At 54.9% G+C, this 4,661-nt stretch carries 3 protein-coding genes; 2 read left to right on the top strand and 1 reads right to left on the bottom strand.

Annotated elements, in window-relative coordinates; all coding sequences use genetic code 11:
• Nucleotides 1-154: 154 nt before the first annotated feature.
• Complete coding sequence (locus tag WCI03_15030; protein ID MEI8141165.1) at nt 155-793, bottom strand: response regulator transcription factor; 639 nt, start codon at nt 791-793, stop codon at nt 155-157.
• Between the two features lie 136 nt (nt 794-929).
• On the opposite strand from WCI03_15030, the gene WCI03_15025 reads away from it, so the two are divergent.
• Together WCI03_15025 and WCI03_15020 are read left to right on the top strand one after the other, a co-directional pair.
• On the top strand, nt 930-2,462 hold the full coding sequence (locus tag WCI03_15025) for a PAS domain S-box protein (GenBank protein MEI8141164.1): 1,533 nt from the start codon (nt 930-932) through the stop codon (nt 2,460-2,462).
• Nucleotides 2,463-2,674: 212 nt separating this feature from the next.
• Entirely contained in the window at nt 2,675-4,492 is a 1,818-nt protein-coding gene (locus WCI03_15020) for a hypothetical protein (protein ID MEI8141163.1), read from the top strand.
• Nucleotides 4,493-4,661: the final 169 nt, after the last annotated feature.

Below are 4,661 nucleotides of genomic sequence, written 5' to 3'. Positions count from 1 at the left end.
TCCGACGATTTAAGTGCTGCGCAAAAGCCCCCGCCGCCAAGTGCATCAACAAGCCTACACGCTCAGGATCATCCACATGAACGACCAGGTGGACATGATTACTGGTACTGACGAACTGCCTTTTAGCGTAGTCTCGCCCCGGTTTCAGGGACCATCAGAAGAAGCCGTTTTTCTTGGCGTGTGACAGAAGATCCAGCGTGTTGTGAACATTCAGTTTTTTCCGGATGTTGCGCAGGTGTGTGCGGGCCGTGTGGAAGGTGACTCCCATCTGTTTGCCGATTTGCTCCAAATTGTATCCCTTGGTAAGTAATCGCAAAACATCTACCTCCCGGCCGGAGAGGATTTTAAAAAAAGCGACAGGATCACTTCGGAGTTGCTGCAACCGGGCGGAATAGCCCGGGGTCTGAAACGTCTCACCGCGGGCCACCGCCAGAATGGCCTCGGTCACCACGTCGGGGGTGCTGGATTTATCAACATAGCCGGGAATCCCCAAACGCTGGATACGATGGATGCAGTAGGGATCCAAACGGGCGGACAGAATGACAATCTTGATTCCGGGGACTTCCTTCAGAAGCACTTCAGCCAGCGCGATACCGTCCATGTCCGGCATCATCACATCAATGAGCGCCACATCCGGTCTAGTCTGAAGGCAGAGTTGTAACCCTTCCCGGCCATTGTGGGCTGCTCCGGCAAAGGTGAAATGTTCGTTCCGGCTCACCCAGGCTGAAAGCATGCTGGCAACAAGGACTTCATCCTCAACAATCGCAACTCGAATAGGTGTCGCTCCTTGCATCCCAGTCTATTAACCTAATCCTTAACGGAAAACCAGTAAAAGCGGTGGCGTTTAAACCTGTCAAATACAGAAATACAGTTCTATTATGAATCACTTGAGGGCCGGATAAGGAATATCGTCCGAAGCAAAAGGCATAATGAGTAGCGACCTGTTGGCACATCACACGCATCCAGTGGAAACCGCATTGCTTGCCCGTGAGCTGCAATATCAAACCATGCTTGACTCCGCTTTGGATGGTTTTTGGGTCATTGATCTTCAGGGTCGCATCCTTGACTGTAATCAGGCCTGTTGTGAGTTGCTTGGCTATGACAAAACTGAACTGCTCCAGCATACCATTTTCGATGTTGCCGGGGAGGGAGCCAAGGAGAAGTTCCTGGCCCGTGCGCTACGGATTGTAGCCCTTGGCCGCGAGCGTTTCGAGACCCTCCACCGCCGCAGTGATGGCCGACTCATTGAATTGGAAGTAAGCGCCCATTACGTTCCGCACCTGGATGGCCGGATTTATGCATTCCTGCACGATATCACCGCGCGCAAACAGGCGGAAGAGGTCCAGAGCCGCTACGCCCTGATCCTGCAACACGCCCGGGACGCATTTTTGCTCATCACGCTCGACGGCCGCATCATCGAAGCCAATGAGGCGGCGCAAACATTGTACCACTACACCCGGGAGCAATTACTCGGTTTAAAAATCCGGGATCTGCGGCCTGATGAGGCCCCCGAAGTCATCCGGCATCAGATGGCGGAAGCCCTCGCCAGCGGCGTTCTTTTCGAGACCTGGCATAAACGCAAAGATGGCGTCCTGCTTCCCGTCGAAATCAGTTCCAGGGGGGTTCAGATCGCCGGCGAAGAAGTGCTGTTAAGCGTCATCCGCGACATCTCCGCCCGCAAAGAGTCCGAAATGGCATTACGGCAAAGCGAGCAGCAATTGCGGCAGGCTCAGAAAATGGCAGCCATTGGAACCCTGGCCGGTGGTATTGCACATGATTTCAACAATATGCTCTTTGCCATCACGGGTTTCGCCGCAATGGCACTGAAGCAGGCGGAAAACAATCAGGTGCTCTGCGGGGATTTGAAGCAAATCATGACGGCCAGCCGCCATTCTTCGGAACTGGTCAGACAACTGCTGATTTTCAGCCGGCAGACTGAGCAGGAGCATGTCGCCGTCGCCGTTACGCCAATTATCAAGGAAACATGCGCCCTGCTTCGCGCCACTCTGCCTGTCACCATCCACATCGCGCTGGAGATAAAAACGAAACACGATGTGATCCTGACTGACCCGGTACAGTTCCAGCAGATCATTATGAATCTGGGCACAAATGCCTGCCACGCCATGCGTGACAGATGCGGCGTCATGACCCTGCGCCTGGAGGAGCCGGAACAGGTCGCGCACCCCGAGGGAGTCGGCGCACCGGAGGGATGGTTACGGTTTTCCGTTCAGGATACCGGGTGTGGCATTCCGTCCGAGCACCTGGAGCGGGTATTTGAACCGTTTTTCTCGACCAAGGCTGTTGGCGACGGAACCGGGCTCGGGCTTTCAGTGGTGCATGGGATCGTCACGGCGTCCAATGGCTTCATTGAAGTCGAGAGCACAGTCGAGCACGGCTCAACTTTCAAGGTCTATCTACCACTCCTTGCGGCCACCGCTTCGTCAGTTGCATCGAAACCCTGACAATCGACCTGCCAGTCAGGCGATTACGTATTCAGGCCGTGTATCTTGATCATGATTCCCGCCCCACGGCCAGCCACACCACTACTCCAATTGAGGTATTTACCGCGCTTGTAACCTGCTTAAGTCGCGAGATAGGCTATCGACATCGTAGATAACAAGGGGGGCGTATGTTTTTTATAAAATCAAGGCTTATGACAAATCAACTCAGTATCATGAAATCCGGTTCACTGGCCCTTATTATAGCCACCGCATGCCTAGCCGCCGCTGAGTGCGCCCAAGGGGCGGTCCCAGTCGTGTATCTGGAGAAAACCAAGGCACTGGGCGAAACCTGGCAGGAGATTCACGCCGGTAATCTGTCGGCCACCCCGGAGGGCGGTCTGATGGACGGCCAGCCTGACAACGCGTTGAATGATAATTCATCGAATGTCACAAGTGTTTTCTATCGACTGCGGATCCAAACAACCGACGCATCCGGCATCCCCACGGGATTCTCCCTGAATGAAGTTTCAAACGCCGTTTCCAAGGAGGCGCTGGCCATAGCGCAGGAGCATTTGAGCAGCTGCCAGGAGGAGGATTGGGAAAATGCGGAACTAGGCCCGGTGGCCTACCCGGTGTACAACCCCGCCATCAATGGCGGCAATAGCCCCGCCTACCTGGAATTCAAGGTGATCCGGAAGGCGGTGGAAGCAGGGTCAACGGCCCCGTTCAACAGCCCTCCTTTGGCCCAGAAAGCCGATCGGGGATTTATCCTGGTTTCCCTGACCCACCAGGATGTGCCGATCCCGGAGTTCAGCACCGATGGCCTGACCCAGGTGGAAAAGCTGCGCAACCTGGCGAAAACGTCCCAGGTCAAAGCGGTGCGCTACTGCCAGTCGATCCTGGTGGCGGAAAATGCGAAGGGTGAAGCGGTGGCCAACCTGGGTGCCACGCCCGTTCAGTACCCGGAGGCAATCCTGGATTTCTCCACAAACCGGACGGAAAGTCTGGTGGAGAATGGAAAAAGGTTTCTGGCGCCTGACAAACCAAATTTTTCCGGGACTGCCTACACCAATTATGCCCAGTTTAAAGACGACTACCTGAATGGGCCTCTATACCCGAAATTGCGAGCTTTCCAGGCGCTGTCCGCTAAAATGGACTGGATGTTGCAGGACGACATCACGCCGGATCTGATCGAAGTGGGCGAAAATATCATGACCAACATCCTGGCCTCAAAATCCATCGCCCGGTTCGCCGTGGAAGAGCCGGAGATCGTGGACCTGCAAATGGTGCCAGGCAAACCGGGGTTGAAGGCGACCGGCCTGACACCCGGTGGCACTATGCTACATATCTTCTACGCTGGAGGCGGTGGGGATACTTTCCTGATTCGGGTGGGGCCGCCAGCCCAGCAGGCCATGGGTTGGGGCCATTGGGGCAATTGGAGCACCTATAACGCCGGGGACTGGTGGCAACAGGTGCTCTATACCCAGATAAGGGCGCTCCCGGACTGTTGCCCGGACGGTTATAGCGGCTGCGGGGCCACAGCGTGGGCGATGTTCTACGGATGGTGGGATGCCGGGGTCTGTAATTTGATCAACGGCTTCGGCGGCACACCAGAGAACAATAACAGCAATGTGAATGCCTGCATCCAATACCTTTTTAACCAGATCGGCACCTATTGCTCCGGATCCGCCGGCGCCACTAACCCTTGGGATATGGACGAAGGATACAAGTGGGCCCTCCATCAGCAGTTACTCCTCGGAGGCGTAAACATAACCATTACCACCGACTGGTGCGTGCCCTATCTCGGCTATGGACCGCGTAACCAGGCCATCAGATCCATCAAGGAAAACGGGCATCCGGCCATCGTGGGCACGGGTTACTATGCGCATTATCCCCTGGCCTACGCCTATAAGTGCCGTAATTACTATATTTGCGGAGTCAACCTGAATACCGAGCGCTACTGGAAAGTCAATAATGGCTGGGGCGAAGACAGGGGAACCTGGGTGAACGTCACTGGTTGCTGGTTTGGCTCCAATGGCTATTGCTACTAACTTTAGTTCGCGTTCAAATTGAGGCCAACAATCGAAGGGCAATCGCAGATGCTCCAGAGCAAACAGACCCTGACGAGACGTATGGGGGTCAGTCAGAAGACCATCGGCACCTACAAGGCGCGTGGCTTCGCCACATTAAGTCATTGAAAACAAATGATTTAAACAAAAT

Source organism: bacterium (genome assembly GCA_037143175.1).
GTDB lineage: Bacteria > Verrucomicrobiota > Kiritimatiellia > CAIKKV01 > CAITUY01 > JAABPW01.
Note: the sequence above shows the minus strand (reverse complement) of the source record. Positions and strands in the feature narration are given on the sequence as shown.

What these genes read in the sequence shown, in the direction of transcription:
- WCI03_15030 (MEI8141165.1), bottom strand. Translation starts at nt 793, where the DNA reads ATGCAAGGAGCGACACCTATTCGAGTTGCGATTGTTGAGGATGAAGTC.
- WCI03_15025 (MEI8141164.1), top strand. Translation starts at nt 930, where the DNA reads ATGAGTAGCGACCTGTTGGCACATCACACGCATCCAGTGGAAACCGCA.
- WCI03_15020 (MEI8141163.1), top strand. Translation starts at nt 2,675, where the DNA reads ATGAAATCCGGTTCACTGGCCCTTATTATAGCCACCGCATGCCTAGCC.